This window comes from Loktanella sp. SALINAS62, assembly GCF_018263905.1.
Lineage (GTDB): Bacteria > Pseudomonadota > Alphaproteobacteria > Rhodobacterales > Rhodobacteraceae > Loktanella.
In genome coordinates this window covers 82,684-108,692 of sequence record NZ_JAAFZU010000023.1, presented here as the reverse complement: position 1 = coordinate 108,692, position 26,009 = coordinate 82,684, and the positions used below count along the sequence as shown (strand labels likewise).

The window sequence follows — 26,009 nt, the reverse complement described above, 5'->3', positions numbered from 1 at the left end:
CGGATGCCTCCGGCGGGAGTATTTCGGGCAAGATGATGTCAGAGACAGCACCCGAAGTGGCGGATGGCGACAACGTTATCTGGCTGTCGGACGCGGAACGCGAATTGAAAAAGATCCCGTTTTTTGTACGTGGCAAGGCGCGGCGTAATACCGAAGCCTTTGCCGCACAAAAGGGGCTCCAACAGATCAGTCTAGATACACTGTATGAAGCGAAGGCACATTATGCTCGATAGTGCCGTTCAAACCACGTTCCGTTTCGTCGTCATCACGTTGGATAGCCATGCGGCCGGTCCGGCCATGCGGGCGTCCGAACGGCTGGTGCGTGATTTTCCGGGCCTGCGGATCGACATCCACGCCGCCAGCGAATGGGGCGAAAGCCCTGCGGCATTGGATGCGGCGCGCGATGCGGTTGCGACCGCCGATATCATCGTGACCAACCTACTATTTCTTGAGGCGCATACCCGTGCCATCCTGCCGTCGTTGATTGCGCGGCGCGACGATTGCGCGGCGATGGTCAACATGATCGCCGATGGCGAGATCGTCCGACTGACCAAGATGGGCGATTTGGACATGCAGCGCCCTGCGACGGGCATGGCGGCGCTGATGAAGAAGCTGCGCCCGCAGGCCAAGGCGAACCGGTCCGGCGAAAGCCAGATGAAGACCCTGCGTCGGCTCCCCAAGATACTGCGTCTGATCCCCGGCAAGTCACAGGATCTGCGCAACTGGTTTTTATCGATGCAGTACTGGCTGGGCGGGTCTGACGACAACATCGAACAGATGATCCGGATGCTGGTGTCACGCTACGGCGATGTCGCGGGCTGGTCCCGGATCAAGGCGCTGCCGCCGGTCGAATATCCTGAATGCGGTGTCTATCATCCCGATCTGCCGGGGATCGGTATCAGCACCGATGCCGCCGATCTGCCGCAGCCCGCAAAGCCCGTGGCGACGGTCGGTCTGTTGATGCTGCGGTCCTATATCCTGTCGTCAGACCGCGCCCATTATGATGCCGTGATCCGGTCGTTTCAGGACCGCGGCATGGCTGTGATCGCGGCCTTTGCCGGTGGTCTGGATGCGACGCCCGCGATCCAGCGCTATTTCCAAGGCCGCGTCGATGCGATGGTATCGCTGACCGGGTTCAGCCTTGTGGGTGGTCCGGCCTATAACGACAGCGAAGCGGCTGTCGGTATGCTGACTGACCTTGATGTGCCCTATATCGCTGCACAGCCGCTGGAATTTCAGACGCTGGCCCAGTGGGGTGCAAGTGCGCAGGGGCTTGGCCCGGTTGAAACGACCATGCTGGTGGCCTTGCCGGAAATCGATGGTGCCGCATCGCCCACGATCTTTGGTGGGCGTCACGGAACAGAGGTCTGCACCGGCTGCGCGTTGGCCTGTGCGGGCAAGCCGGGTGACAAGTCGATGTCGCCCTGCCCGGAACGCATCGTGTCGCTGACTGAAAAGACCCGCAGACTGGCCACGCTGCGCCGCAAGCGCAACGCGGACAAGACGGTGGGAATCGTGCTATTCGGCTTTCCGCCCAATGCCGGTGCCGTCGGGACCGCCGCATACCTGAGCGTGTTTGAAAGCCTGTTCAACACCCTGACTCGGATGCAGACTGATGGCTATGACGTCGATCTGCCCGCCGATGTGGATGCACTGCGCGCCGCCGTGCTGAAAGGCAACGGCGCGCAATACGGGCAGGACGCCAATGTCGCGGCTTATGTCGAAGCCGATACGATCGTCAGCGATACACCGTGGCTGGACCAAATCGAATCCGTTTGGGGCCCGGCACCGGGCAAGGTGCAATCCGACGGACGCGGCGTGTTCGTTCTGGGGCAGCAGTTCGGCAAGGTCTTTGTCGGGGTCCAACCGACGTTTGGCTACGAAGGCGACCCGATGCGCCTGCTGTTCGAACGCGGGTTCGCGCCGACCCATGCCTTTGCGCAGTTCTATCTGTATCTGCGGAACACCCTGCAGGCCGATGTCGTGCTGCATTTCGGGATGCATGGCGCGCTGGAATTCATGCCGGGCAAGCAGACCGGATTGGGGGCGGGCGACTGGCCAGACCGTCTGATCGGGGAAATGCCGAACGTCTATCTGTATGCTGCCAACAACCCGTCAGAGGCATCATTGGCCAAGCGGCGCAGCAATGCGGTCATCGTCAGCCATTTGACCCCGCCGCTGGCAAAGGCGGGTCTGTACAAGGGTCTTCTGGACCTCAAGGACAGCTTGCAGCGCTATCGCGGCATGGCGGGCGACGACGCGCAGCGCGCTGATCTGGGCCGCATGATCCGCGATCAGGCGGCAGAGCTGGACATGCCGACAGGCGATCCGGACCGGCTGTGGCTTGCGGTGATCGAGGCAGAAGGATCGCTGATCCCCGACGGTCTGCATGTGGTGGGCAAGGTCATGTCACCCGAGACCCGCGCCGACATGGCTGCATTGATCGCGGACCCGACCGAAGCCGCCCGCGCGCAGGATCTGCTGGCGCACGACCATGAATTGCCCGCGCTGATGCGCGCACTGTCGGCTTGCTATATCGCGCCGGTACCGGGCGGTGACCTGATGCGCAATCCAGCGATTTTGCCGACGGGGCGCAATATCCACGCCTTTGACCCGTTCCGCATGCCAACCGCGTTTGCGATGGCCGACGGCGCGCGTCAGGCCCGTGCGCTGTTGGATACCTTTGACGGCGCACCCCGGTCGATCGCGTTGGTCCTGTGGGGATCGGACAGCATCAAATCCGACGGTGGACCGATCGCACAGGCGCTGGCGCTGATCGGCGCCAAGCCACGGTTCGACAACTTTGGTCGGCTGGCGGGCGCTGATCTGATCCCGCTGGCAGAGCTGGGCCGTCCCCGGATCGACGTCATCATGACGCTATCCGGCATTTTCCGCGATTTGCTGCCTTTGCAGACCCGTCTGCTGGCCGAGGCGGCGCTGTTGGCGGCGCAGGCGGACGAGCCGCTGGATCGCAATTTTGTGCGGGCCCATGCTTTGGCTTATGCGCAGGCGACGGGTTGCACGCTGACCGATGCCGCGATGCGCGTCTTTTCCAACGCCGAAGGCGCCTATGGGTCGAACGTGAACTATCTGGTCGATAGTTCCGCCTTTGGCGAAGAGGACGAATTGGCCGACGCTTACGAGGCGCGCAAAAGCTTTGCCTATGGCACCAATGGCAAGGCCGTGCAGAATGCCGATCTGTTGCAGGCGTCGCTGGCAAAGGTCGATCTTGCCTATCAGAATCTTGAATCGGTCGAATTGGGTGTCACGTCGGTCGATCATTATTTCGACACGCTGGGCGGGATTGCCCGCGCCGTGAAGCGCGCCAAGGGCGGCGTGGATACGCCCGTCTATATCGGCGACCAGACGCGCGGTCTGAACACGGTGCGGACGTTGTCCGAGCAGGTCGCATTGGAAACCCGGACCCGCAGTCTGAACCCGAAGTTTTACGAAGGCTTGCTGAAACACGGGTCCGAAGGCGTGCGTCAAATCGAGGCGCATGTCACCAATACACTTGGCTGGTCGGCCACGACCGGTGCCGTCGATCCGTGGGTCTATCAGAGGTTAAGCGAAACCTTTGTGCTGGATAGCGATATGCGCGAACGCCTTGCTGCGCTGAACCCGCAAGCCAGCGTCCGCATGGCAAATCGACTGCTGGAGGCGTCTGATCGGGCCTATTGGTCGCCCGATGCCGCGACGTTGGAGGCGCTTCAGGATGCCGCCGACACTTTGGAAGACCGAATGGAAGGGATCGCAGCCGAATGATGACCCGTTTCAGAAATGCCACGCCCGGACCGGGGCTCTGCCCCGGACCCCGGGATATTTTCAGCAAGAAGAAGGGGACGACGACGCGCGCCCCCATGGAAAGGAGGCTCTTATGAGCCCCAGAGACGAGATTCCGAACCTGCGCGGGCAGGATGGCGAAGGATCGGTGCAGGTGCACCAGCCTGCGGATGCGCAGATCGAAGGGGCCAAGGTTTTTGCCGTCTATGGCAAAGGCGGGATCGGTAAGTCGACGACTTCGTCGAACCTGTCGGCGGCGTTTTCCATGCTGGGCAAGCGGGTCTTGCAGATCGGCTGCGATCCCAAGCATGACAGCACATTCACCCTGACCGGATCTTTGGTCCCGACAGTGATCGACATTCTGAAGGACGTCGATTTCCACGCCGAGGAGTTGCGGCCCGAAGATTTCGTGTTCGAAGGTTTCAACGGCGTCAAATGCGTCGAGGCCGGTGGCCCGCCCGCCGGGACCGGCTGTGGGGGTTATGTCGTCGGCCAGACCGTCAAGTTGCTGAAACAGCATCACATGCTGGAAGACACCGACGTGGTGATTTTCGACGTGCTGGGCGATGTTGTCTGCGGTGGTTTTGCGGCCCCGCTGCAACATGCCGACCGGGCGCTGATCGTCACGGCCAACGATTTCGACAGCATCTATGCGATGAACCGCATCATCGCCGCCGTGCAGGCGAAATCGACCAATTACAAGGTCCGGCTGGCGGGCTGTGTCGCCAACCGCAGCAAAGACACCGACGAGGTTGATCGGTATTGCAAGACAGTGGGATTCAACCGCATCGCGCATATGCCCGATCTGGACGCGATCCGGCGGTCCCGCCTGAAGAAGAAGACCCTGTTCGAAATGCCCGACGACGAAGAAATCGTGCAGGTCCGCAAGGAATACATCCGTCTGGCGGAAACACTGTGGAACGGCACGTTGCCGCTGGCACCAGAATGCCTGCCGGACCGCGAGATATTCGAGCTTTTGGGATTCGATTGATGGCTTACGTCCAGACCCGTGACCGTGTCGAAGATTACTTTGACCGCTCTGCCACAAAGGTGTGGGAACGCCTGACGTCGGATGCCCCGGTTTCGGGTATCCGGGCGACGGTGCGGGCTGGACGTGACCAGATGCGGGATCTTTTGTTGGCGCAACTGCCGACCGACCTGACCGGCGCGCGGGTGCTGGACGCGGGCTGTGGCACTGGCGCTGCTGCCGTGGCGCTGGCAGAGCGTGGCGCGCAGGTCGTGGGGGTGGATATTTCCCCCGCCTTGATCGACATCGCAAACCGCCGGATGCCGGATCACGTGGCTGGGCGGATCAGCTTTGTCGCGGGTGATATGACTGCCATGGATGGCACGTTCGATTTCGCTGTCGCAATGGATTCGCTGATTTACTATACCGCTGAGGAGGTCGCGCGCATTCTGGATCGCGCCCCGGTCACAGACACTTTTGCCTTTACGCTGGCCCCACGCACGCCACTGTTGATGACGATGTTCCGTGTGGGCAAGCTGTTTCCCCGCGCTGACCGCAGCCCCGTGATGATCCCGCACCGCGCCCGCGATATCCGCACGGCCCTGACCGGTGGAACCTTGGAAGAGATCGACCGGATCAATTCCGGCTTTTACATCTCGACCGCCTATACATTTGCGGGGACGGACAGATGATCCTGAAATCCGGCACGCTGAAATCCCTGTCATTGCGGATGCTGCCGTTTTCGGACGCCGCAAGCGAGGGTCTGCCGCTGGGCCAACTGCTGCGGCTGTCGCTGTTCCAGATCAGTGTCGGTATGGCCAGTGTCATGCTGTTGGGCACGCTGAACCGGGTGATGATCGTGGAACTGGGCATCGGGTCGATGCTGGTCGCGGCCATGATTGCAATCCCCGTGCTGGTCGCGCCATTGCGTGCGCTGGTCGGGTTTCGGTCCGACAACTACCGGTCCGCGATCGGCTGGAAACGTATCCCTTATCTGTGGTTCGGCACCCTGTGGCAGTTCGGCGGTCTGGCGATCATGCCGATGGCACTGCTGGTGCTGGCGGGCGACCGTGCGATTGATGCGGACTGGGCAGGATACATCGGTGCGGGGCTGGCGTTTCTGCTGGCCGGGATCGGGATGCACATGACGCAGACCGCTGGGCTGGCGCTGGCCGCTGACCGCGCTGACGATGAAACCCGGCCAAAGGTCGTGGCGCTGCTTTATGTGATGTTCTTGGTCGGCATGCTGATCTCTGCGCTGATCATCGGCCTGCTGTTGCGTGATTATTCACCGCTGCGTCTGGTGCAGGTGGTGCAGGGCACCGCGGTCGTGACGTTGCTGCTGAACGTTGTTGCGTTGTGGAAACAGGAACGCATGTCACCGATGACCCGTGCTGAACGTGCCGCACCAAAGCCCACGTTCCGGCAGGCGTGGGGCGATTTTGCATCTGGCGGTGATGCGGGACGGTTGCTAGTCGTCGTGTTTCTGGGGACCATGGCGTTCAATATGCAGGACGTGCTGCTGGAACCCTATGGCGGCGAAATCCTGGGCATGTCGGTGTCGTCGACAACGATGCTGACGGCGGGATGGGCCATCGGCGCGCTGTTTGGCTTTGCGATGGCCGCGCGGTGGCTGTCATCCGGGCTGGACCCGATGCGGATGTGTGCGCGCGGCATTCTTGCGGGGCTTGTCGCTTTTTGCGCAGTCATCTTTGCGGCCCCGATTGACAGCACAGCATTGTTCTTTGCCGGTGCCGCGCTGATCGGTTTTGGCGGTGGACTGTTCGGTGTGGCCACCTTGACCGCTGCTATGACCCTTCCGACGCTGGGTGCGGCGGGCCGTGGTCTGGCCCTGGGCGCATGGGGGGCTGCACAGGCCACCGGCGCCGGGCTTTCGATATTCTTCGGGGGCGCGATCCGCGACCTCGTCAATCATGCCGCCGGGAACGGCATGCTGTCAGAGGCGCTCGCCACGCCAACCACCGGGTATTCGGTCGTTTATCATACCGAAATCGCCCTTTTGTTCCTCACCCTTGTTGTCCTTGGCCCGCTTTTCCGCGCCAAGGCGATGACACCCTCGGAATCGGGCAAGCTGCAGCTGTCCGATTTTCCGACCTGACGAAAGGACTACCGCCATGCTTGGCACTACATTCATCGGAAACGTCGATCTGGCGAGCGTCGCAATCTGGGCCTTTTGGGTCTTCTTTGCGGGCCTGATCTTTTACATCCAGCGCGAAAATATGCGCGAGGGCTATCCCTTGCGCGACGACAACGACAACGTGCCCGCAAACGAAAGCCTGTTTCCGCTGCCTGCGCCCAAAACGTTCCTTTTGCGCGACGGACGTGGCGAAGTGACGGTGCCCAGCCTAGCCGTCGAAGAGTCGAACATGCGCAGGGATCTGGCGCTTGCGCCGTCCGCCAAATCGTCGGGCAGCCCGTGGATACCGACCGGTGATCCGATGGTTGACGGGGTGGGTCCCGCGTCGTGGGCGCCGCGTCGCGACATTCCGGAACTGGACGCGCACAGTCACGCCAAAATACAGCCGATGTCCGCACACGCCGATTTCCGCATTTCGTTTGGCACTGATCCGCGTGGTCTGCCGGTCGTAGGTGGCGACGGTGAAGTTGCGGCAACTGTTGTGGACCTGTGGATCGACATGCCGGAACAGTTGATCCGCTACCTAGAGGTCGAACTGACCGGTGGTGGGCGCCGTCTGGTGCCCATGACGATGTCGCGGGTGCAAAGCAACCGGGTCCGCGTTCGGGCGCTGTACGCCCACAACTGGGACGGCATTCCGACGATCAACGGCACCGGTCAGATCACCCTGCTCGAAGAAGAAAAGATCATGGCGTACGTTGCCGGGGGCACGCTTTATGCCAGCCCGGCCCGCGCTGGAAACGTTCTGCCATAAGGGCAGACCGGCCCCGTTTCGCCAACGGGGCCGCACCAATCAGGGGACGACGACATGCAACACGACGATTTCAAATTCGAACCGATCCGGGGTCTGCCCGAAGCCTTGCCACGCGACGAGGTCATTTTGTGGCAGGGCCGCCCGATGGCGCGCCGTTTGGCCGTCGAAGCGTTCAAGGTCCGCTGGATCATGGGTTACTTCGTTGCACTGGCCGCGTGGCGTGCCATTGTTTCAACCGCAGAGGTGCCGTTGGGCACTGCGTTGTTGTACGGATCGCCGTTCGTGTTGCTGGGGTTGATTGTCTGCGCCATCCTTTATGGTTTGGCTTGGATCCAAAGCCGGGCGACGGTTTATACCCTGACCAATAAACGTGTTGCCATGCGGATTGGGGCCGCGCTGACCATGACCCTGAACCTGCCCTACGTCGAAATCGAAAGCGCTGACCTGGACCTGCGGCCCGCCGGGTCCGGCACGCTGGCGTTTCAACTGCCTGCTGATACACGCCTGTCTTATCTGATGTCATGGCCGCACATCCGGCCCGGACGCATCAATCGCACACAGCCCGCGCTGCGCTGCATTGCGGATGCGGCAAAGGTGGCGGATATCTTTACAGACGCGGCCCGCACCCGGATCAGTCAGCCGACGATCACACGTGCAACCGCCGACCTGTCGGCCATGGCGGCGGAGTGACAACGATGACCGACATAACCTTTAAGTCCGCCCCCAATGTCGAAATGGTTCCGCGCATACTGGTGCTGGCCATGTTCGGCCTGATGCTGGTCACGCTGGCCATCGTGACGCTGGCCCGGACAACGGACGCGCCGTTGGTTGGCGTGGTCGCGGACTCGCCCGTGGTACAGTCGCTTGACGTTGCACTGATCGGTGACCGCAACGGTGCCTACAGTGTTTTGGATGCGGATGGGGCACTGCTTGCGATGTCCGACCGTGACAAGGCCGGTTTCATCGGCGTCATGGGCCGGGTCGTTGCCCGCAAGCGGGACACACTGGGCCTGCCGCTGGATGCACCGGTGCAGATTATCCGGCGCGAAGACGGTATCGTTTCAATTATTGACCCCCTGACCGGGATGGATGTGCCATTGATTGGATATGGAAAAGACAACGTCGCGGCCTTTGCAAGGCTGCTTGATTGAAAACCCGGCCTGCGGCCTCGCCAGCCGCCCGGCATAATGTGAAAGGGAACGCACATGGGATGGATTACAAAAGAAACGGAAACGGCACCTTGCACGGTGACCATTTCCCATCGGTTCGAAGAATTAAGCGCGCATGTGCGGTTTGACGACGGCACCACCGTCAACCCCGGTGACACGGTGCAGGTGCAAGGGCCGGAAATCATGGCCGCCTTCGGCGAATTGGTCGAAGAACAGCGCACTGCCGTCATCACGCGTGCCAGCAAGCTGGAACAACTTTGGACCCGCGCGACAGGCGACTTTGAATTTATGGAACTGTGCGAATTCAGCTTCTCCGAGGAGGTCTTGTCATGAACATGCACTCATCTGACGCCACCACCGCCGAAGAAGCCATCGCCGCCCAAGAAGCCCTGCCGCCCCTCACGAACGAGGACGCGACCCGTGTGGCCATGCAAAACACGCTTTTGACGCCCCGGTTCTACACCACTGATTTCGACGAGATGGACGCCATCGACGTGACCCCGGTGCGTGCCGAATGGGACAAGCTGATCGCGCAGATGAAAGCGGACCCCAACAAGGGCCATTTCAAAAAGACAGACGATTGGGACCACGTTGATTGGAACGGGATGGAACCAAAGCTGAAGGCAGAGTTCATCGACTTTCTCATCAGCTCTTGCACTGCCGAATTTTCGGGTTGTGTGCTGTACAAAGAAATGAAGCGGCGCGGATCGAACGAAGACATCACGACGCTGTTTCAACTGATGGCACGGGACGAAGCACGGCACGCCGGGTTCATCAACGATGCGCTGCGTGAAGCGGGAATCGCAGTGAACCTTGGCTTTCTGACGCAAGCGAAGAAATATACCTATTTCCGCCCAAAATTCATCTACTACGCTACCTATCTGTCGGAAAAGATTGGCTATGCCCGCTATATCACGATTTTCCGCCACCTAGAGGCGCATCCTGAAAAGCGGTTTCATCCGATTTTCAAATGGTTCCGCGAATGGTGCAACGACGAATTTTCGCACGGCGAGGCGTTCGCCCTTTTGATGAAAACCGATCCTGCGCTGACTGAAAGCCGGGTCAACAAGCTGTGGATCAAGTTCTTTCTGACGGCGGTGTTCGCCACGATGTGGGTGCGGGACCACCAGCGGCCGGAATTCCACAAGGCGCTGGGTGTCGATCCGGCATGGTATGGGCAAGAGGTGTTCCGCAAGACGTCAGAAATCACGCGCCAGGTCTTTCCGATGACGCTGGACATCGACCATCCGCGCTGGGAACCGACGTTGAACCGCATTCAGGCGGCCAATGTGCAGATCGCCGCGGGCGAACGCCAAGGCGGCTTGCGCGGCAAGCTGAAGGCGCTGGGCGGACGTATCCGGGCCGGTGCAAATTTTGTCAGCCTGCTGACGATCCCGGTGCAAAAAAACGCGGTGCCCGACAGTCCGCGCCTGGAACCCGTGTATTGAGCGTGACCGCACATAAGGGCGCGGCCCCGGATTTTTGCGAAAATTCGGGGGGTGCCAAACCATGACCGGTTCGCTTTGGGCATCCGTCGGTTTTGCTGTGTTCCTGTGGTGGTTTTTGACAGGCGCCATCATGCTGGCTGTCCGGTTGGCGGACCGATTGGGACAGCAAGCGCCATTGGGCTTGACGGTTTTGTCATTGCCGTTGCTTTTCGGCGGCTGCTTGCTGGTCGGCCTGTCGCTGTCTGATCCGACGGTTCCCGGTGTGTACCTCGGTTTTCTGGGCGCATTGGCGATCTGGGGCTGGATGGAACTGGCTTTTCTGACCGGTGTCATCGCGGGTTGGCAGCGCGCTGACTGCCCGCCTGATTTGACGGGCTGGGACCGCTTTCAGCGCGCTTTTGCCACCGTTGGGTATCATGAATTGTTGCTGGCTGTCGGGGCGCTGGTCCTGACGCTGGCCAGCGCCGGGACTGAAAATCGTATGGCGCTTGCGGTTTTCCTGATCCTGTTTCTGGCGCGGATCACGGCCAAGCTGAACCTGTTTCTGGGCGTGCCCCGGATCAATACAGAATTCCTGCCTGCCCGTCTGACACACCTGAAAACCTATTTCCGCCGGGGGGCCGTGACATGGATGTTTCCGCTGGCGATCACCATTCTGACGGCTTTGCTTGCTGTCTGCGCCGAACGACTGTGGGGGGCGCAAACACTTGCGCCAAAGACAGGCTACGCCTTGCTGACCGCGCTGGCGGCGCTTGCGTTGATTGAACACTGGTTGATGGTCATACCATTGCCCGATGCAAAACTGTGGGCGTGGATGCTGCCCGCCAAGACCAAGACCAAAGGGGACGAACATGGACTTTGACGCGCTTTTCGATGCGCAGCTGGATCAGCTGAAGCAGGATGGCAACTATCGGTATTTTGCTGATCTGGAACGCTCATGTGGCAAATTCCCCAAAGCCGCCAGCCATTTTGAAGATGGCAAGCGCGACGTGACGGTCTGGTGTTCCAACGATTATCTGGGCATGGGCCAGCACCCCAAGGTCGTCGAGGCGATGTGCGAAGCGGTCCGTCGGACTGGCACAGGTGCGGGCGGCACGCGGAACATTTCTGGCACCAACCACGATCACCTGCTGCTAGAGGCCGAATTGGCCGACCTGCACGGCAAGGATGCGGCGCTGCTGTTCACCTCTGGTTATGTGTCGAACTGGGCAGCGCTGTCGACGCTGGGCAGCCGGCTAAGGAATTGCGTGATCCTGTCGGATGCGGGCAACCACGCCAGCATGATCGAAGGTATCCGCCATTCGCGCGCGACCAAGGTCATCTGGAAACATAACGACGTTGCCGATCTGGAAGCCAAGCTGGCTGCGCTACCCGCCGATGTCCCTAAAATCGTCGCATTCGAATCCGTGTATTCGATGGATGGTGACATCGCCCCGATCACGGCCATCGTGGATGTTGCCGAAAAATACGGCGCGATGACCTACCTTGATGAAGTGCACGGCGTCGGGCTTTATGGACCCCGGGGCGGCGGTGTCAGTGAACGCGACGGTGTCGCTGACCGGGTCACCCTGATCGAAGGCACGCTGGGCAAGGCGTTCGGCGTCGTCGGTGGCTATATCACCGGGTCCACCGCGATGTGTGATTTCATCCGCAGTTTCGCCAGTGGTTTCATCTTTACCACAGCGCTTCCGCCTGCGGTTGCCGCGGCTGCGCGTGCGTCGATCATTTATCTGAAATCATCGGACACAGAGCGTCTGCAGCAGCGGCGACAAGTCGCACGCCTCCGGGCCGAACTGGACCGCGCTGGGATTCCGCATTTGGAAAACGACAGCCATATCGTGCCTGTGATGATCAAGGATCCGGTGAAATGCCGGATGTTGGCGGATTATCTGATGACCGAATGGGGCATTTACGTGCAGCCCATCAACTATCCGACCGTTCCAAAAGGAACAGAACGCCTGCGCTTTACCCCGTCGCCGTTGCACACCGACGAAGACATCGACCACCTGATGACCGCGCTGCGCACCTTGTGGCGGCAATGTGCGATGTCACGTGCAGTTGCATGATTTTGCCGCAGATCGGAATGCGGTCTGGACGCAAGCGTCAGGAATGCTAGCTTTGCCAATAGAGACTCGGACAAATGTCCGTGCGATAGGAGGATAACCATGAAAAATTTTGCCATTGCTGCCGCCCTGACGGTTTTTGCAGCACCCGCATTTGCCCAAGAAGACATGATCACATTTCAAGGTGATGCAGCCGCCGGTGAAGAACAATTCAACCGCCAGTGCGTTGCCTGTCACGTTGTCCAGGACCCCGAAACAGACGAAGTGCTGGCCGGACGTAATGCAAAAGTCGGGCCGAACCTGTACGGTGTGGCGGGGCGTCAGTTGGGCGTTGTAGAAGATTTCAACTACAGCGATTCAATTGTTGAGCTTGGCGAAACGGGCCAGATCTGGACCGAAGAAGCGTTTGTCGGCTACGTGCAGGACCCGACTGGCTGGTTGCGTGAAGAGCTGGACAACCGCCGTGCGCGCGGCAAGATGGCCTATCAGGTCCGTCAAGAAGACGAAGCCTATGATCTTTACGCTTTCCTTGCGACATTCGGTGACCAAGAAGCCCAGATGGAAGCGCTGCAAGCTGCTGCCGAAGGCAACTAAACAACACGCCCATCACGTTACAATAGGCCGCGGCACACTGTGCCGCGGCCTTTTTTATTGAAACAGGACGCGGATAATGCGGGCAACGGAATCGGGGTCTTCTTCGTGTGCCAGATGCCCAAACTGGCCCAGACTGCGCGTTTCCGCCTGCGGCATGCGACGCGCGGCGCGTACGCTGACAGACGGCGGGACGGCGGGATCGTCCTCTCCGATCAACAGCAGGACAGGGACATCGATTTCGGGCAGCGCATCCACCAGCCGTTCCAGATCCCACTGCGACATCTGCGCCAACGTGCCTGCGACGTGGTCCGTGTCCGACGCCAGTGCCAGATACAGACGCAGACCCTCTGGCCCGATCTGCGATCCGGTGCCGTCCAGCAATCGTTTGACGCGGCCTTCGGTCGTTGTCGCGGCAAACAGTGATGCGGTAAACGGTGCGGCGGCCAGCGCCTTGGCCAGTATGGGAAACAACCAGCCAGCCACACCATCAAAGGTTTGCAAGGCGCCGTTGATCCCCAGCACGCCCCGCGATGGTTTCATACCACCGCGCACCATCTGAAGCGCGATTGGCACCCCGGCGGAATGTCCCACGATCAGATCGGGAACCCAGCCTTCTTGGTGGCACAGGGCCGCAAGATCGGTCGCGGTATCGTTGACTCCTGATCGGCCGGAAGCGCCGCTTTGGGTAAACCCCTGACCCGGCAGATCCACTGCGACGGTGTGAAAATCGGGCGTCAGCAGCGGAAAGACACCCCGCCAGCTTTGCGTGGCCCCGCCAGAGCCATGCAGCAGCAGGATTTTCGGACCTGCGCCGCTTTCTTGCACATGCCAGCGATGCGGTGCGCTGATGACGCGGCGCGAATGTGCGGCCATGGGCCAGTCAGAAGGCGGGGGCCAGCGCATCAGTCTGCCAAGGCTGCATCGACGGCGCTGGCCAGCCGCGCAGAATCGGCGCGCGGCATGGCCAGATAGGGCGCGTCCAGCGTCTGTGCCAATGTCCGCAACTGCGTCGACGGCCGCTGCCCGGTGTCGATGATCAATGCGTCAAACCCGCTTGTACGCATGGCCTGTGCTGCCGATTGCGCATCCACCTGCGCCCGCACGCGGTCAGCGGACCCGTCGCGTGCGATATTGGCCCGCCCGTCGGTCAATAAACAGATCGTCGGTGTCATGCCGCGGCGACGCGCCTGTGCCGCAACCTCTGCCGCTGTATCCAATCCGGCGGCCAGTGGTGTGCCGCCACCGCCGGGCAGGGCGGCTAAACGCCGTTTCGTCTGCACAAGACTGCGGGTCGGCGGCAGAAGGATCTCGGCGCCGCTGCCGCGAAAACTGACCAAAGCGACGTGATCGCGCCGTCCGTAAGCTTGGGCCAGCAGCAATTCCACGGCGCCTTTAGCCTCTGCCAATCGCGCGATTGCGGCAGAGCCGGACGCATCCACGGTAAAGATCAGCAGCCGGTCGGCGTGTTCCTGAAACCGGCGCACGTGAATATCCCCTGCGCGGACATGCAGGCCGTCGCGGCCTGTCTCGATCCGGCGGATGGTCTGCCACGGGGCGGCTGCGCGAAGGGTCGCAACCACATCGATCCGGGCGTTTCCGTCAAGCTTACCCCGGTGTGATGGCAGCGGCCTGCCGCGCCGGTTGCTGCGCCGTGCAGCACCTGATCCAGCGCCACGCCCGGCCTTGCTGCGCGTGGCGCGCAGCCGATCAAGCAGGTCGTCGGGAATCAATGCCCTGATCGCATCCAGCAACATTGTGTCAGGTATGTCGGGCATGGTTGTGTCGTCGTCACTGTCGGGTGCCTGAGCGGTGTCAGGCGGCGGTGGGTCTGCGTCTGCGGGGGCCTCTTCTGGTGTATTTTCTGGGATCTGGGTGGCCCGGTGAACAAACACCAGTCCGCAGGCGACGGTGATATGCTCATCGGTCACGTGATCATTGCCTGACAGCCTTGCCAGCGCGCGTGCGGCGCGTATGGCAAAGGTCGGTGCGCGCATGCTGTCGATCCCGCAGGCAGCCGCCAGTGTCGTGATCTGCGCAACCTGCGCATCGGTGATGGTGGCGGTCGCGCTGATCGTGCCGCCTTTTGTAGGTGGCGTCAGGTCGTTTAACGCGACATCGGACAGATCGGCGTAGAAGGCGACCCGTTCGGTCAGAATCGCGCGCGGCGCTTCGTCATCGGTGCCTTCGTCCAGCAGGATCAGGCACCGCGGTGCCGCGTCCAGATGCATGGCCAACCGCGCAGCCAGTTCAGGGGGGCAACGTTCGGCCATCGTCAGGATCAGCGGCCCATCATGATCCAGCAACCCGGTCTGTTGATGCACCCGTCCGGTTGCCAGCGTCGTAGTCAGATCGATCCCACCGAACAGGGCATCGTCCCCCATTGCCGGATGCAGGCGCGTCGCTACAGGCAATGGCATGGCATCGCGCACCGGACCGGACCGCGCGCGCAGGTGCAACCCGCCAAGTCCGGGATCAACCGCCAGCAGCCGCAGCGCCAAAAGCGCGTTATCCCATGCCTCAGCCAAGGACGTCGGCCACAACGCGGCCCACGCGGGCACCTGACCCAGCCTCGTCCAACGGATCGCGCCGCAGCCGGTGACGCAGTGCCATGGCAGACACCGTCTTGATATGGCTCCGTGTCAGGGCCGTATCATTGCGCCACGCGGCATAGGCGCGGGCAGCCTTTAGCAGCGTCAGCTCTCCGCGCAATCCATCGGACCCAAGCGCCAGACACAGGGCGGCCACATCGCGCACTGCACTGTCCGGTGTTTTCAGTTTTCGCAACGCGCCGCGGGCGGTCAGGATACGTGCCCGCACGCCCGCATCTTCTGCCTGCCAGCGCAGCATGAATGCGGCATGATCATTGTCATAGGCATCGCGGCGGCGAATGACCTCTATCCGGGTGTCGATATCGCGTGGGCTTGCAACCTCGACCGACAGGCCAAAGCGGTCCAGCAGTTGCGGACGCAATTCGCCTTCTTCGGGGTTGCCCGATCCGACCAGCACAAAGCGGGCGGGATGGGTAATGGACAGCCCGTCGCGTTCCACAAGGTTACGGCCCGATTGCGCCACGTCGAGCAGCAGATCGACGATGTGATCCTCCAGCAGGTTGACCTCGTCGATATACAGATAGCCACGGTTTGCGCGTGCGAGCAGGCCGGGCTGAAAGGCGCGTTCGCCCGCGCCCAGTGCCCGTTCGATATCCAGCGCGCCGGTGACGCGGTCTTCTGATGCACCCAGTGGCAGGTCGACCACCGGTGTCGGCACCTCGACCAGTGTGTCGCCCGCGCCGCGCGCCCAGTCCGGCACCTCGGCTGTCGTGGCGGAATTGACCGGGCAGCCACGCACCACGGAAATCGGCGGCAGCAGCGCCGCAAGCGCACGCACAGCGGTCGATTTACCGGTGCCACGGTCACCAAAGACCAGCACACCGCCAATGGCGGGATCAATGGCTGTCAGGATCATCGACAGTTTCATTTCGTCCTGACCGACGATGGCGGAAAACGGGAAGGGGGCAGTCATGGCGTCTCTTTCAGGTTCAGCGGGGCGATGCCGCCCCATGTGCCGCGGTCCGACAGGACGCTGAAGCGGGCGTAAAGTTCTTCGGAAAACCAGCCTTCGCTTCGGACAGCGAGGATGGCGTCGGCGTGTGGTCCGGTCCGGGCAAATGCATTCATGGCGTCCTGATCCGGCCAGACGGAAAAGGTGACCTGATGCAACATCGGGATTTCACCGATGCCGATCTTGAAGGTCACGTTTGGATCGCGTCCGATCAACGCATCAAGACGTGGCACCCGGTTCCAGAACCGCCGCAAGACGCTGGGACGGATCGTGGCGCGCGTCAATGCGGCCAGTGGTCCGTCTGTTGCGGCACCCGTCACGAATGGCGCCACCCCCGACCATTGGCCGCGTGCAGATGTTGGACGCAAAAACACCGTATAGCTTTCGGCTGCGCGGGCGGCATAGCGTCTAAACACGGCGGCGTCCTGTGTCTGCTGGCGCGCCTGTGCGGCGTTGTCCCACGTTGCCAGAATTGCGATGGTGTCGGGGTTCAGAGTGGGCGAAAAGCCGTGCCCGACACCCGCGCCGCATAGTTTCCAGAATCCTATTCCCGCAACCCGTGACAACGGCCTGCGGGCCAGTGCCATCTGACCCAGCGCCCAGAATCGGGCGCGCAGACCGACAAAGCGGTATAAGGTCAGGCTGACGGTTTGGGTCAAGGAATGCCTCGGGTTAGTGTCAACTTAGTCTGACAGTTTGGCGATAAAATGCAACGAAAACTTCTTTTCTGGATCGGGTAAAACAGGAGATTGTCAACTTTGCCTGACAGATGTAGCCTGCTGTCATGTTCGATTCACAACTCTCCTCGCAGACGTCTAGCAACGCCATCGTGATCGGGGCCGGTCTGGGTGGGCTGGCGGCGGCGATGCGGCTGGGGGCAAAGGGTTATCGCGTCACGGTGCTGGACCGTCTGGACAAGGTCGGCGGTCGCGGATCGTCCGTTGTGCAGGATGGCCACCGCTTTGATCTGGGACCGACCATCGTGACGGTCCCCGACGTCTACGAAAAACTGTGGGCCGCCTGTGGTCGCGATTTTCATGCCGATGTCGACCTGCGCCCGCTGAACCCGTTCTATACGATACGCTGGCCGGATGGTTCCACGTTTGCCGTGAATGGCGATACCGACGACATGTCGGCAGAGGTCGGGCGCCTGTCGCCCCGCGACGTCAAGGGATACCACCGTTTTCTGCGCGACAGCCACGCCCGCTACAAACTGGGGTTCGAAGGCATGGTCGCCAAACCGATGCATAGCATCTGGGACACGATCAAGGTGCTGCCGCAGTTCTCATGGCTCCGCGCTGATCGGTCCATTCACGCGATGGCCCGGTCACGGGTGCGCGATCACCGCCTGCGGATGGCGCTATCGTTTCACCCGCTGTTCATTGGTGGCGATCCGAACAATGTGACGTCGATGTATGCGCTTGTCAGTTATCTGGAAAAGGAATTCGGCGTCCATTACGCGATGGGTGGCGTGCAGGCGATGGCCGATGCGATGGCGCAAGTCGTGCGCGATCAGGGCGGCACGATCCAGCTGAACACCGATGTGGACCGGATCGATGTATCAGACGGCGCCGCGCGTGGTGTCACCCTTGCGGGTGGTGCGCAATTGTCGGCCCCGCTGGTGATCAGCAACGCCGATGCGGGGCATACCTATCAGACGCTGCTGCGCGATGCGCCCCGGCGGCGTTGGACGGACCGCAAGGTCAACGGCCGCCGCTGGTCGATGGGGCTGTTCGTCTGGTATTTCGGCACCAAGGGCACCGCCGATATGTGGCCCGATGCCGGACATCACACCATCATGTCGGGGCCGCGCTATGCGGATCTGCTGAAAGACATCTTTATCAAGGGCAAGCTGGCGGATGACATGTCGCTTTATGTGCATCGTCCGTCTGTCACCGATCCATCCGTGGCCCCGGCGGGGGACGATACGTTCTACGCGTTGTCACCTGTGCCGCATCTGGGCCACGCCAACCCGGTTGACTGGCAGACGGAAAAACTGCGCTACCGCGACAAGGTTGCAGCCGTCTTGGACGGTCTGATCCCCGGTTTCCGCGACCACATCACGACCGATCTGATCTATACGCCCGAAGATTTCCGTGATCGTTACCTGTCGCCGCACGGGTCGGGGTTTTCGCTGGAACCGCGCATCCTGCAATCTGCATGGTTCCGCCCCCACAACATCAGCGAAGAGGCCAAGGGGCTGTTTCTGGTCGGTGCCGGCACGCACCCCGGCGCGGGCGTGCCCGGCGTCGTATCCAGTGCAGAGGTGCTGGGCAAACTGGTGCCCGACGCCCCCACCGTACCGATGCCTGCGCGGATGGCTGCGGAATGATCCGGCCCGACGATCTGGACCATTGCCGCGAGGTGATCCGCACGGGGTCATTGTCGTTCCACGCGGCCTCTCGCCTGTTGCCTGCATCGGTGCGCGATCCGGCGCTGGCGCTTTACGCGTTCTGCAGGCTTGCCGACGACGAGGTGGACGAAGGCCAGAACAAGACGGCTGCCGTGCTGCGCCTGCGCGACCGTCTGGATCTGGCCTATGCCGGGCGCCCGATGAACGCGCCAGAGGATCGCGCATTTGCCGCGATCATCGCGGAATTCGACATGCCGCGCGCCTTGCCCGATGCCCTGCTGGAAGGTCTGGCATGGGACGCGCAAGAACGTCGCTATGCCACCTTGTCCGATCTGCGCGACTATGCGGCGCGCGTCGCCAGTGCCGTCGGTGCGATGATGTGCGTGCTGATGCGCGTGCGCTGCGCCGATACTTTGGCCCGCGCCTGCGATCTGGGTGTCGCCATGCAGCTGACCAACATCGCACGTGATATCGGTGAAGATGCCCGCGCCGGGCGCATCTATCTGCCGACCGACTGGATGCACGACGCCGGAATCGACATCGACAGATACATGGACAGCCCGCAGGCGACGCCGGAAATCCGGGCCATGACGCGTGCGCTGCTGCGTGAGGCAGACAGGCTATATCATCGATCAGAGGCCGGGATCGGTGGTCTGCCGCGGCAGGCGCGCGTGGGCATATGGGCGGCACGGTTGATCTATGCAGGGATCGGCGGGCAGGTCATGCGGCACGGTTGCGATTCCATCACCCGCCGCGCCCGAACCAACAAGGCGCAAAAGCTGTTCTGGATCGGTCAGGCCGGGGTGCGCGCGTGCGGTGCCGCTGTGATGCCGCGGTCTGCCTTGATTTATGCCGATCCGCTTCCGGAAACCTTATTTTTGGTCGAAGCGGCGAGCAAAGGCCAACCGATGCGCCGCCGCATGACGTCGGTGCTGAATACCTTGGCTGACTTGTCCGCGCGCGAAATCAACCGTGGCAATGGCAGCCAAAGCGCCTAAATAGCGTGGAACTACACCCAAAAGGGGGCCGCTCGTGTCGATCACGCTGTTTTTTGTCTTTCTACTTGCCACCTTTGCCGCAGGGACAACGGGGGCGATGTTCCCGACCGGTCAATGGTACGAAAAACTGGACAAGCCCGCATGGACCCCACCAAATTGGGCGTTCCCCATCATGTGGACCAGCATCTATCTGCTGATCGCCTTTGCCGGGGCGCGTGTGGCCTTTATCCCCGGTGCGGGATTGGCGATGGCATTCTGGGCGGCTCAGATCGCGTTCAATACCCTGTGGACGCCGGTATTCTTTGGATTGCGGCACTGGCGTGCATCGCTGATCGTGATGGCAGGCCTGTGGATCACGGTTTTCGGGGCGACAGTCACGCATATGATGCTGGATGTTTGGGCGGGCTTGGCGTTTGTGCCGTATCTGTTGTGGGTGACGGTTGCAGGCGCGCTGAACCTGTCAGTCGTTCGTCTGAACCCCGGTCAAAAGCCGCTGGAAATCCACAAGCTGTAACGCGGGCGGGGTTGCGAACCCCGAACGTTCAATGTCAGCATTACGCATGACACATTCCTTTCCTTCATGGGCCGATGTCGCGCCCACTCTTGTTGCCGTGGCCGCAGGACGCAAACCCGCCGATCTGATCGTGCGGAATGTCCAACTCGTAAATGTTCAAACCCGAGAGGTGCTGGACTGGCAGGTCGCCGTCGTGCGCGGGCGGTTCGCCTATGTCGGCCCTGACGCCAGCCACTGTATCGGCCCAGACACGGACTGTATCGACGGCGGCGGGCGGTTCCTGATCCCTGGCCTGTGCGACGCGCATATGCACATCGAATCCGGCATGCTGACACCGGCTGAATTCGCCGCTGCCGTGATCCCGCACGGCACCACCACCATGTTCACAGACCCGCATGAAATCGCCAATGTACTGGGGCTGGACGGCGTGCGGATGATGCACGACGAGGCGCTGATGCAGCCCGTGAACATCTTTACCCAGATGCCATCCTGCGCGCCATCGGCCCCCGGTCTGGAAACGACGGGCCATGCCATCAGCGCCGATGACGTGGCGCAGGCGATGGACTGGCCCGGCATCATCGGGTTGGGTGAGATGATGAATTTTCCCGGTGTGATCGCCGGTGATGATCAAATGCTGGCGGAAATGGCGGCAACGATGCGCGCGGGCAAAACCGTGGGCGGCCATTACGCCAGCCCCGACAAAGGCGTGCCGTTCCATGCCTATGCCGCCGGCGGGGCTGCTGACGATCACGAAGGCACCCGCGAAGAAGACGCCATCGCGCGCGTCCGTCAAGGGATGCGGTCGATGATGCGTCTGGGCTCTGCCTGGTATGATGTCGAAAGCCAGATCACCGCAGTCACGGAACGCGGGCTGGACCCGCGTAATTTCATCCTGTGCACCGACGACTGCATGGCCGAAACGCTGGTTAATTACGGGCACATGAACCGCGTGGTGCGTCATGCCATCGCCTGCGGCTGCGATCCGCTGATCGCTTTGCAGATGGCGACGATCAACACCGCGACACATTTCGGATTGGAACGTGAATTGGGGTCCATCGCGCCCGGACGGCGCGCTGACATGATCCTGACATCCGATCTGGGCACACTGCCCATTGAACAGGTTTTCGCGCGGGGGCAAACGGTGGCAGTGGATGGCAGGATTACTGTGGATTGTCCGCATTACGACTGGCCCGACAGCGCACGCCAGACCGTGCATCTGGGCGGGCAGCGGGTTGCTGCGGATTTTGAGGTGTCGGCCCCAGAGGGCTGCAATGCCGTCACGGCCAAAGTCATCGGCGTGATCGAAAATCAGGCACCGACCAAGGCGCTGACCGCCGATCTGCCGGTGCGGGACGGCATCGTCGCGCCGGACGGTGAGGTCTGCCAGATCGCGCTCGTGGAACGTCACCACGGCACAGGCGGTGTGGTGAATGGCTTTGTGTCGGGATTTGGATATACCGGGCGCATGGCCATCGCATCTACCGTGGCGCATGACAGTCACCACATGATCGTCGTCGGCACCGACCGCGATTGCATGGCGCAGGCGGCAAACCGTCTGGGCGACGTCGGCGGCGGTGTCACGGTCTGGCAGGACGGGCGGGAACTGGCGCTGGTGCCGCTGCCCATCGCCGGGCTGATGTCCGACAGCCCTGCCGCACAGGTCGCAGCGCAGGCCGCCGCCATGACCGCCGCGATGAAAACCTGCGGTTGCACCTTGAACAACGCCTATATGCAGCACTCGCTGCTGGCGCTGGTCGTGATCCCGGAATTGCGGATCAGCGACCTTGGGCTGGTGGATGTCACCGCCTTTGCCCTGACCGACCTGTTAGAGGATCCCAGATGACGCGCCCGCTGCCCCTGTCCACGCCCGATGTTCCAGAGCCAGAGGTTTTTACCGACGCGGCAGCGGCGGTGACGCGGCTGTGCGAATTGTATGACACCGCAGCACGATTTCTGACCGATGCCTTTCAGCGCGTGCTGGACAAAGGCGCGCCTGACCGCAGCTATCGCGCATATTATCCAGAAGTGCGGCTGACCACGACAAGTTTCGTCAGAACGGACAGTCGCCTGTCGTTTGGCCATGTCGCGGAACCCGGCACCTATTCCACGACGATCACGCGCCCGGACCTGTTTCGCTACTATCTGGAACAGCAATTGGCGCTGCTGATGCAGAACCATGCAGTGCCCGTGACCATCGGTGCGTCCACGACCCCGATGCCCGTGCATTTCGCGGTCGCCCGCGACGAAAGCATCACCGTGCCGCAAGACGGTGCCGCTGATTTCCAGTTGCGCGACATTTTCGATGTGCCCGATCTTGCGGTCACGCACGATGCCATCGTTAACGGCAGCGGGTTTTTGTATCCCGACGGCGCGCGTCCGCTGGCACCGTTCACCGCGCAGCGGGTCGATTATTCGCTGGCGCGTCTGTCCCATTACACCGCGACCGACGCGCGGCATTTCCAGAATCACGTGCTGTTCACGAACTATCAGTTCTATGTCGAAGAATTCGAGGCATATGCCCGCATCATGCTGGCCGATCCCGACAGCGGCTATACCGCTTTTGTCGGGCCGGGCAACGCCACGGTGACGGACCCCGACACACCGCTTGCCCTGACGGCCAAGACACCACAGATGCCCACCTACCACCTGAAGCGGAAAAACGGGGCTGGGATCACGCTGGTCAACATCGGTGTCGGGCCCAGCAACGCCAAGACGGCCACCGATCATATCGCCGTGTTGCGCCCGCATGCTTGGCTGATGGTCGGGCATTGTGCCGGGTTGCGCAATTCCCAGCGTCTGGGTGATTTCGTGCTGGCCCACGCTTATCTGCGCGAAGATCACGTTTTGGATGACGACCTGCCGATCTGGGTGCCCATCCCGGCCCTTGCGGAAATCCAGATTGCCCTCGAAGACGCGGTCGAGGAGGTCACGAAGCTAGAAGGCTACGACCTGAAACGCATCATGCGGACCGGAACGGTCGCCACCATCGACAACCGCAACTGGGAACTGCGCGACCAGTCCGGTCCGGTGCAGCGGTTGTCGCAATCGCGCGCCGTTGCGCTGGACATGGAAAGCGCCACGATCGCGGCCAACGGGTTCCGGTTCAGGGTGCCCTATGGGACGCTGCTGTGTGTCAGCGACAAGCCACTGCATGGAGAGCTGAAGTTGCCGGGCATGGCATCGGATTTCTATCGCGGGCAGGTTGCGAACCACCTGTTGATCGGCATCCGCGCGATGGAAAAACTGCGCGAAATGCCGCTGGAACGCATCCACAGTCGCAAATTAAGGTCGTTCGAGGAAACAGCTTTCCTCTGAAATCGACAAAAACCCTTAAAAATAGGCTAAATCTTCACTTTTGGGGCTTGTCAGGCGGCACTATTCGTTGTGGTCTACCACAACATTACGTGAACCGTTGCAAAATGCCCCCAATAAGTCGGGGTTAACCGGAGGAATACCATCATGGCAACTAAACCGCTGACCAAGGCACAGCTTGTCACCAAGCTGTCTGAAAAGACGGACATGGACAAGAAGTCCGCGACAGCAGCACTTGAAGCTGTCACCGACATCATCACCGAAGAAGTATCCGGCGGCGGTGCCGTGACCCTGCCGGGCGTCGGCAAGATCTACTGCCGCGAACGCCCAGAGCGTATGGTGCGCAACCCCGCGACGGGCGAGCAGATGAAGAAAGAAGCCGACAAGGTCGTCAAGATGACGATTGCAAAGGCGCTCAAGGACAGCGTGAACAGCTGATCTTGCATCCCGATTGAATTAGGGAAAGGGTCGCCACTGGCGGCCCTTTTTCAATTTCGGGACCGGTTTTTCTGAATTTAAAGGGGCGGTTTCATGGACATAAAAGCGATGTTGATGGGGCTGGCGTTTGCCGCGATGTGGTCATCGGCGTTCACCTCTGCGCGGGTGATCGTGGAATTCGCACCACCGTTGACGGCGCTGGCGGCACGGTTTCTGGCGTCGGGAATCGTTGCGGTCGGTATTGCATTGATAATGGGCCAGCGGATGCGCCTGACACGGAACCAGTGGCGCGGCGTCATCATATTCGGCGTCTGCCAGAACGCGCTTTATCTTGGTATGAATTTCATCGCGATGCAGACGGTCGAAGCATCGCTGGCATCGATCATGGCATCGACAATGCCGCTGCTGGTCGCCTTTGCCGGTTGGGTCGTGTTCGGGCGGCGACTGCCGATGATGGGGGTCGCAGGATTGCTGGCAGGCTTTGCCGGGGTCGCGATCATCATGTCCGCGCGGCTGAGCAGTGGCAGCGATCCTTATGGGATCATGTTGTGTGCGCTGGCTGCTGTGTCGATTACCGTGGCAACGCTGTCGGTGGCCGGTGCGGCGTCCGGCGGCAACCTGATGATGATCGTGGGACTGCAGATGTTTGTGGGCTTTATCTGTTGCGCCGTACCTGCCGCCCTGATGGAAACACCGGTGGTGGACATGAATTGGCGTCTGATCGTGGCTTTTGTCTATACCGTGCTGGTACCGGGGGTGTTGGCAACACTGGTGTGGTTCGCACTGGTGGGCCGCATCGGCGCGGTGAAAGCGTCGACGTTCCATTTCCTGAACCCGTTTCTGGGTGTGCTGATCGCGGCCATTCTGCTGGGCGAACAGATTGGCTTGGCGGACGTCCTTGGTGTGGCGGTGATCGCTGCGGGCATTCTGGCCGTTCAGGTCAGCAAGCAACGGCCGGTGCCGCCGCCGGTTTAGGCGCTGCGCGCTGCGGGCAGGATCGCGTTTTCAAGCAAACGCATCAGGTCACCGAAATATCCACCGCTGCGCGCGGGCAAGGTTGGATCGGACGTGATGGCAACAGTCAGGCGCAAGTCTGGCACGACGCAGATGATCTGACCGCCATAGCCGCGTGCCAGCGCATAGCTGGCATCGCCCGACTGTCCCAGAAACCAGCCGTAGCCGTATTGCAGCCCCGAAAACGGCGACCGTGTCCGTGCCTGAAGCGACCGGTTCACCCATTCAGCGCTCAGCACCTGATTGCCATTCCATTGGCCACCCTGGCGATACATTTCGCCGAAACGGATCATGGCGGGCAGGGTCAGACCCATTTCGTTTCCGCCCAAATAGCGGCCCTGCGGATCGCGGGTCCAGGCTGGCACTTCTATCCCCAGCGGATCGCCCAGACGCGATTGCGCCAGCGACAGCAGGCTTTGGCCCGACACTTCTGACAGCACGGCGCCCAGGATATGAAAACTGCCCGTCGAATATTGCATCCCGTTGCCCGGTTCGGCCACGAACGGGCGGTTCAGCGCATTGGCGACCCAGTTCGGACTGGCGATCCAGCCGCCGTAGTTCCCGCCAGAGGTGCGTTCCAGTCCGGCCTGCATCGTCACAAGGTTTTCGACGGTGATCGTGCCCACGCGACTGTCCGCGCCAGACGGGATCAGGCCGGGTGCGACCTGCGATAGCGGGGCATCAAGTGATGGAATTTCGCCACGGTCCAATGCGGCACCGGTCAGGGCGGCAACGATTGTCTTGGACACAGACTTGATGGGAACGATACGGCCCACAGCCGGACCACGAAACGCCTGTGACAGCACCTGCGTCCCATCCTGATGAACCGCAATCGCATGTAACTGGTCATAGCCCTTTGCGCGGTCCAACACGGCTTGCCACG

Annotated in this window: 24 protein-coding genes and 1 pseudogene; 20 read left to right on the top strand and 5 right to left on the bottom strand. The window is 61.4% G+C overall.

The annotated features are described in order from the left end of the window. From GZH79_RS19000 to GZH79_RS08010, 13 genes and pseudogenes are all read left to right on the top strand, one after another. Positions 1-233 (top strand): annotated as a pseudogene (locus tag GZH79_RS19000) (ferredoxin:protochlorophyllide reductase (ATP-dependent) subunit B); the annotation flags it as partial. Then, entirely contained in the window at positions 223-3,765 is a 3,543-nt protein-coding gene (locus GZH79_RS08065; protein ID WP_211643274.1) for a cobaltochelatase subunit CobN, read from the top strand. The pseudogene GZH79_RS19000 and the gene GZH79_RS08065, both read left to right, overlap by 11 nt. A gap of 112 nt (positions 3,766-3,877) precedes the next feature. Continuing rightward, on the top strand, positions 3,878-4,774 hold the full coding sequence (gene bchL / locus GZH79_RS08060; RefSeq protein WP_211643273.1) for a ferredoxin:protochlorophyllide reductase (ATP-dependent) iron-sulfur ATP-binding protein: 897 nt from the start codon (positions 3,878-3,880) through the stop codon (positions 4,772-4,774). Continuing rightward, entirely contained in the window at positions 4,774-5,442 is a 669-nt protein-coding gene (bchM, locus tag GZH79_RS08055) for a magnesium protoporphyrin IX methyltransferase (protein ID WP_211643272.1), read from the top strand. Before bchL ends, bchM begins: the two co-directional genes overlap by 1 nt. Beyond that, entirely contained in the window at positions 5,439-6,869 is a 1,431-nt protein-coding gene (locus GZH79_RS08050; protein WP_211643271.1) for a PucC family protein, read from the top strand. Before bchM ends, GZH79_RS08050 begins: the two co-directional genes overlap by 4 nt. A 16-nt stretch (positions 6,870-6,885) precedes the next feature. Then, positions 6,886-7,662 (top strand): photosynthetic reaction center subunit H, encoded by a 777-nt coding sequence (puhA, locus tag GZH79_RS08045; protein ID WP_211643270.1) that lies wholly within the window; start codon positions 6,886-6,888, stop codon positions 7,660-7,662. Positions 7,663-7,716: 54 nt separating this feature from the next. Then, positions 7,717-8,352, top strand: coding sequence for a photosynthetic complex putative assembly protein PuhB (puhB, locus tag GZH79_RS08040; RefSeq protein ID WP_211643269.1), 636 nt, complete (start codon positions 7,717-7,719; stop codon positions 8,350-8,352). A gap of 5 nt (positions 8,353-8,357) precedes the next feature. Beyond that, positions 8,358-8,813 (top strand): photosynthetic complex assembly protein PuhC, encoded by a 456-nt coding sequence (gene puhC / locus GZH79_RS08035; RefSeq protein WP_211643268.1) that lies wholly within the window; start codon positions 8,358-8,360, stop codon positions 8,811-8,813. 54 nt (positions 8,814-8,867) lie between these two features. Continuing rightward, the gene (locus tag GZH79_RS08030) at positions 8,868-9,164 is read left to right on the top strand and encodes a hypothetical protein (protein ID WP_211643267.1); all 297 of its coding nucleotides are present in this window, start codon (positions 8,868-8,870) and stop codon (positions 9,162-9,164) included. Next, a complete protein-coding gene (gene acsF, locus GZH79_RS08025; protein WP_211643266.1) occupies positions 9,161-10,279 on the top strand; it encodes a magnesium-protoporphyrin IX monomethyl ester (oxidative) cyclase in 1,119 nt (372 codons plus the stop codon). The genes GZH79_RS08030 and acsF overlap by 4 nt, the downstream gene beginning before the upstream one ends. 61 nt (positions 10,280-10,340) lie before the next feature. Further along, positions 10,341-11,141, top strand: coding sequence for a putative photosynthetic complex assembly protein PuhE (gene puhE, locus GZH79_RS08020; RefSeq protein WP_211643265.1), 801 nt, complete (start codon positions 10,341-10,343; stop codon positions 11,139-11,141). Further along, positions 11,131-12,345 (top strand): 5-aminolevulinate synthase, encoded by a 1,215-nt coding sequence (gene hemA, locus GZH79_RS08015; protein WP_211643264.1) that lies wholly within the window; start codon positions 11,131-11,133, stop codon positions 12,343-12,345. The genes puhE and hemA overlap by 11 nt, the downstream gene beginning before the upstream one ends. 99 nt (positions 12,346-12,444) lie before the next feature. Continuing rightward, entirely contained in the window at positions 12,445-12,936 is a 492-nt protein-coding gene (locus GZH79_RS08010; protein WP_211643263.1) for a c-type cytochrome, read from the top strand. Positions 12,937-12,990: 54 nt separating this feature from the next. On the opposite strand, the gene bchO is transcribed toward GZH79_RS08010, so the two are convergent. The 4 genes from bchO to crtA are packed head-to-tail and all read right to left on the bottom strand — an operon-like array spanning position 12,991 to position 17,156. After that, positions 12,991-13,809: an alpha/beta fold hydrolase BchO gene (gene bchO / locus GZH79_RS08005; protein WP_249219041.1), complete on the bottom strand. Its 819-nt coding sequence runs from the start codon at positions 13,807-13,809 to the stop codon at positions 12,991-12,993. A 29-nt stretch (positions 13,810-13,838) separates the two neighbouring features. Further along, complete coding sequence (locus tag GZH79_RS08000; RefSeq protein ID WP_249219057.1) at positions 13,839-15,428, bottom strand: magnesium chelatase subunit D; 1,590 nt, start codon at positions 15,426-15,428, stop codon at positions 13,839-13,841. Positions 15,429-15,453: 25 nt separating this feature from the next. After that, complete coding sequence (gene bchI, locus GZH79_RS07995) at positions 15,454-16,458, bottom strand: magnesium chelatase ATPase subunit I (RefSeq protein WP_211643261.1); 1,005 nt, start codon at positions 16,456-16,458, stop codon at positions 15,454-15,456. After that, complete coding sequence (gene crtA / locus GZH79_RS07990) at positions 16,455-17,156, bottom strand: spheroidene monooxygenase (protein ID WP_211643260.1); 702 nt, start codon at positions 17,154-17,156, stop codon at positions 16,455-16,457. Before crtA ends, bchI begins: the two co-directional genes overlap by 4 nt. Positions 17,157-17,281: 125 nt before the next feature. On the opposite strand from crtA, the gene GZH79_RS07985 reads away from it, so the two are divergent. The 7 genes from GZH79_RS07985 to GZH79_RS07955 all read left to right on the top strand — a co-directional run bounded on the left by GZH79_RS07985 (position 17,282) and on the right by GZH79_RS07955 (position 25,087). Then, positions 17,282-18,829 (top strand): phytoene desaturase, encoded by a 1,548-nt coding sequence (locus GZH79_RS07985; protein WP_211643259.1) that lies wholly within the window; start codon positions 17,282-17,284, stop codon positions 18,827-18,829. Further along, entirely contained in the window at positions 18,826-19,848 is a 1,023-nt protein-coding gene (gene crtB / locus GZH79_RS07980; protein ID WP_211643258.1) for a 15-cis-phytoene synthase, read from the top strand. The genes GZH79_RS07985 and crtB overlap by 4 nt, the downstream gene beginning before the upstream one ends. A gap of 34 nt (positions 19,849-19,882) precedes the next feature. After that, positions 19,883-20,362 carry a TspO/MBR family protein gene (locus tag GZH79_RS07975; RefSeq protein WP_211643257.1) on the top strand — a complete coding sequence of 160 codons (480 nt, stop codon included), beginning with the start codon at positions 19,883-19,885 and terminating at the stop codon, positions 20,360-20,362. Positions 20,363-20,408: 46 nt separating this feature from the next. Further along, positions 20,409-22,205 carry an adenine deaminase gene (gene ade / locus GZH79_RS07970; protein WP_211643256.1) on the top strand — a complete coding sequence of 599 codons (1,797 nt, stop codon included), beginning with the start codon at positions 20,409-20,411 and terminating at the stop codon, positions 22,203-22,205. After that, the gene (locus tag GZH79_RS07965; protein ID WP_211643255.1) at positions 22,202-23,677 is read left to right on the top strand and encodes an AMP nucleosidase; all 1,476 of its coding nucleotides are present in this window, start codon (positions 22,202-22,204) and stop codon (positions 23,675-23,677) included. The genes ade and GZH79_RS07965 overlap by 4 nt, the downstream gene beginning before the upstream one ends. Before the next feature lie 144 nt (positions 23,678-23,821). Further along, the gene (locus GZH79_RS07960; RefSeq protein WP_211643254.1) at positions 23,822-24,112 is read left to right on the top strand and encodes an HU family DNA-binding protein; all 291 of its coding nucleotides are present in this window, start codon (positions 23,822-23,824) and stop codon (positions 24,110-24,112) included. Positions 24,113-24,205: 93 nt separating this feature from the next. Then, positions 24,206-25,087 carry a DMT family transporter gene (locus GZH79_RS07955; protein WP_211643253.1) on the top strand — a complete coding sequence of 294 codons (882 nt, stop codon included), beginning with the start codon at positions 24,206-24,208 and terminating at the stop codon, positions 25,085-25,087. Here the strand turns inward: GZH79_RS07955 and GZH79_RS07950 are convergent. Then, a partial coding sequence (locus GZH79_RS07950; RefSeq protein ID WP_211643252.1) for a serine hydrolase occupies positions 25,084-26,009 on the bottom strand: 926 nt, incomplete at its 5' end. The two genes, GZH79_RS07955 and GZH79_RS07950, sit on opposite strands and share 4 nt — an antisense overlap.